The organism is Candidatus Aminicenantes bacterium, assembly GCA_026393795.1.
GTDB lineage: Bacteria > Acidobacteriota > Aminicenantia > UBA2199 > UBA2199 > UBA2199.
Genome location: JAPKZL010000113.1, coordinates 1 through 3,833, shown reverse-complemented (window position 1 = coordinate 3,833; position 3,833 = coordinate 1). Strand labels below are relative to the sequence as shown.

At 59.9% G+C, this 3,833-nt stretch carries 4 protein-coding genes; 2 read left to right on the top strand and 2 right to left on the bottom strand.

Translation table 11 applies throughout. The annotated features are described in order from the left end of the window. On the bottom strand, window positions 1-807 hold an 807-nt coding region (locus NTW95_05605; GenBank protein MCX6556896.1), incomplete at its 3' end, for a M13 family metallopeptidase N-terminal domain-containing protein. Between the two features lie 336 nt (window positions 808-1,143). Further along, window positions 1,144-1,476 (bottom strand): hypothetical protein, encoded by a 333-nt coding sequence (locus NTW95_05600; protein MCX6556895.1) that lies wholly within the window; start codon window positions 1,474-1,476, stop codon window positions 1,144-1,146. 25 nt (window positions 1,477-1,501) lie between these two features. On the opposite strand from NTW95_05600, the gene NTW95_05595 reads away from it, so the two are divergent. Both NTW95_05595 and NTW95_05590 read left to right on the top strand, forming a co-directional pair. Then, window positions 1,502-2,839, top strand: a complete 1,338-nt coding sequence (locus NTW95_05595) for a peptidoglycan DD-metalloendopeptidase family protein (GenBank protein MCX6556894.1) — start codon at window positions 1,502-1,504, stop codon at window positions 2,837-2,839. A 34-nt stretch (window positions 2,840-2,873) separates the two neighbouring features. Further along, window positions 2,874-3,833, top strand: a 960-nt coding sequence (locus NTW95_05590; GenBank protein MCX6556893.1) for a C1 family peptidase, incomplete at its 3' end; no start/stop codon positions are given.

Sequence of the window (3,833 nt, the reverse complement as noted above, 5' to 3'; positions counted from 1 at the left end):
GCCCTTCTGGATGTCGCCGGTGTCGGTCCGGTCCCAGTGCGCTTCGGCGATGCTGTGTTCCAGCTGGAATATCCCGTCGGCCCGCGCCTGGTCGGCGGGCAGGCCGGCGAGTTTAAGGACGGCCGCTATGTGGGCGATGTACTTCTCCCGAACGTCCGCCATGCGTACCGTGGGGGAAAGGTAATAGTCACGATCGGGCATGCCGAGCCCGCCCTGGAGCAGGTAGGGGAGATAGCGCTTCGGGCTGTTCAGGTCCTGGGCGACCCACAGGCCGAAAATATTGTCCGTAATGAGGTTGGTCGCATTGAGTATATCCACGTCGGCGCGCAGGCGGCTGCCCAGGAACGTGGACAGGTCACGCAGGTTCGCTATGGCGGCGATGCGCTCGAGCGTGGGCTGAAGCGGCTTCAGGCCGTGGGCGTCGATGGCTGTTGTGTCCATGTAGGCCGTGAAGAAATCGCCTATCTTCCGCGCCTCGGATGCGAGCGGCGCTTTTTTGGCCGCCGCCAGTTTGATCAGATCGGCCGTCCGCTTGCTGGTCAGCTCGTACACCAGCGTCCCGACCCCGTAGCCGCCCATGTCCTCGGGGATGGGCGTGTTCTTCAGCCAGGTGCCGTTGGCAAAGGCGAAGAAATCGTTCCCCGGCAACACGGAGCGGTCCATCCCGTCCAGATCGATGCCCGGGCCTGGAATGCCTTTTGGCTCGGCCTTGGCCGTTGTGCCGGCCGCGGGCAAGCAGACAAACAAAGCCAGCAAGACCGTGGCATTGAAAATGCAGCGAGAAATTCTCGAAAAACGAACGTTCATGGCAATTGACCTCCCAGAAATTATATTAAACAAACAATTTACGGCAATTGGCGCTAGAAAGTTTCACAGCTTTGCCGAATTCGTGAAGCCATAGCATAAAAATACATGGCTGCTTTACAATCGCTGCATGAAGAAAATTCTCAATTTGGTTTTTTTCCGCCGCCGATATTCAGGAAAAATGATGCATGTGCTCGGGCGCTGTGCCCCAACGGCGAATGGACAAAAAGTTAATTTCCTACATTATATTAAAATATCTTATAAAATCATATCGTATCATAATAATTAACCATTTTATGTACTAATATATGCATATTTCCTACAAATTTATAAATAATCTTATATTTTCTTATAATTTCTTAATATATAAAAGAAACCTACAAACACGATCACCGCCAGGCACAGGAAGACGATCAGGTCGCGCCAGAGAAAGGTGGGGTCCTTTTTCAGCCACATGATGATGCCCATGGCGTTGACGGCGACGATCATGGTGGTGAAGAAGCCGTAGAACATGAACTGGATGGGGAAGAACGTGCTCGGCCGTGTCCAGAGCAGGTAGACGCTGAAGAAGCCGAGCGGGATGGTGAAGCCGAGGTCGAAGACGCGCACCAGCCAGAAGACGGTCGGCGCGATGTCGTAACCGCGGGTCGTCCCTCTCGCGGTTGCCTTCATCGGCCGATTGGGGTACAATGGCGGCATGATTTCGCGCCCGAGTCTCCTGACGCGCCAAAGAATACGCAGAATAATATGGCTCCTCCTGGTCATCGGGCTGGGAGTCGTTCTCGCTTGGCTTTTTTCCCCCCGCCCCGAACCCGTCGCCATTGCCCCCGTTTATCGGGACCTGAAACTGGCCGAGGCCAGGGAAATGAACCTGCGCATCGGTTCCGGGGACTTTTTCGCGGCCGTCCTCGAACGGGCCGGGTTAACGGCGCCGGAAGCGGCCCGGCTCATCGCCGACATCCGGCCAGCCTACGACCTGGCCAGCATCCGCAGCGGCCGGACGCTGACCCTGTTTTTCGAAGGCGGAAAACTGCGCAATTTCATTTACCCGATCGACCGCGACACCTTTCTCGAAGCCGAACATGATGGCCAGGGCAAGTTCAGCGGCCGCGTCATGGCCGTTCCCTATGAGATCCGGCGCGAGGTGGCCCGCATCACGATCGATAATTCCCTCTACGAATCGACCGCGGCCAGCGGCGAGAAACTGGAATTGTTCGAGCCCCTGGCGCAGATGTTCGAATACGACGTCGATTTCAACCGCGATATCCAGCCCGGCGATTCCCTGACGGCCGTGCTGGACAAGAAATACCTCAACAACAGGCTGGCCGGCTACGGCGACATCCTGGCCGCCGAGCTGGTCAACAGCGGCAAGGCCATCCGCATCGTGCGCTATCCATCGCCGGCCGGGCATTTGGGCTACTACCATCCCGACGGCCGCTCCACCAAGCGCCAGTTCCTGCGCTGCCCGCTGCCGTTCATCCGCGTCACCTCGCGCTTCGGCATGCGCTTGCACCCGGTCCTTGGCTTCTCGGCGCGGCACAGCGGCACCGATTTCGCCGCCCCTTACGGCACGCCGGTGCGGGCCACTGCCTCGGGGGTGGTGATTGCCCGCGGCCGCGATGATGGCCGTGGCAATTACGTCGCCATCCGCCACGCCAACGGCTATGCCAGTTATTATTATCACCTGCAGCGCTTCGCCGCCGGGTTAAGCGCCGGCCAGCGCCTCGAGCAGGGGCGGGTCATCGGCTTCGTGGGCAACTCCGGCCTGTCGACCGGGCCGCATCTGCATTACGGGCTGCGCAAAAATGGCGCTTTCCTCAACCCGCTCAGGCTGCAATCGCCCAGCGTCGCCCCGCTGCCGGAATCAGCCATGGAAGATTTCCGCAAATACTGCGCGGAAGTCTGCCGGTCGCTGCAACCCATGCCCGAACCGGCCGCCAGCGGTGCGATCGCCGTCAAACCCGGGCACCTGCCCGCTGCCGCCGCTGCCGGAATGGATCGTGCCGTTGGGCGCGACGGCGGCCGTGAGGGCTAGGGCTTCTCATGACATGGTCAGCAGGAGATCCAAAATGATCAGGAAAAAATGGCTGCTCGTTTTCGCGTCTCTTTGCGTTTTGGGCGGAAGCTGTTTTTTGCCGGCCCAGGAGCGGGAGGAAAACAAGGAAGTGCTCGCCGTGCAGAATGCCATCGCCAGAGAAAAGCTGACCTGGCAGGCCGGCGAGACATCGCTGTCACGCCTGAGCGCGACCGAAAGGCGGCGCCGGCTCGGAGGCCGCCTGGCGCGGATAGTGCCCCGGATCGCAAGCCAGGAGCGCGCCACCGCGGCGCTGCCCGCGGCGTTGGACTGGCGCGACCACAACGGCAATTGGATCACCGCGATTAAGGACCAGGGCGATTGCGGCGGTTGCTGGGCTTTCGCCGCCACCGCCGTGCTTGAGAGCATGGTCAAGATCAGCGAGAACATGAGCGAGGATATCGATCTGTCGGAGCAGACGCTCATTTCATGCAGTGGGGCGGGGGACTGCGAGGATGGCGGCTATGATTATCTGGCGGCGGAATACATCCGCACGACCGGCATTCCCCATGAGAGCTGCTTTCCCTATTCGGCCAGCGACGAGCTTTGCAATCCCTGCTCCGGCTGGCAAGCGCGCGTGATCAAGATCAGGGCATGGGACTGGGTGTCCACGTCCGTCACCGGCATCGAGACGGCCCTGCAGAACGGCCCGCTCTCCACCTATATGACCGTTTACTCCGACTTCTACCATTACCGCAGCGGGATTTACCAGGTCTCGTCGGGCGCCACCGAGGAGGGCGGCCACCTGGTGACGATCATCGGCTATGACCATCCCGGCGGCTACTGGATCTGCAAGAATTCCTGGGGCAGCGGCTGGGGAGAGACCGGCTTTTTTCGCATCCAAATGGGGCAGGCGGACATCGGCATCCAGAACCTGAGCATGAGCGAGCCGATCATGGACGATCATGCCCCGATCTTCCAGGCCATAAACGAGCACAGCGTCGAGGAGGGAGAG

Coding starts and splice junctions, on each gene's coding strand:
- NTW95_05600 (MCX6556895.1), bottom strand. CDS start 1,476: ATGAAGGCAACCGCGAGAGGGACGACCCGCGGTTACGACATCGCGCCG.
- NTW95_05595 (MCX6556894.1), top strand. CDS start 1,502: ATGATTTCGCGCCCGAGTCTCCTGACGCGCCAAAGAATACGCAGAATA.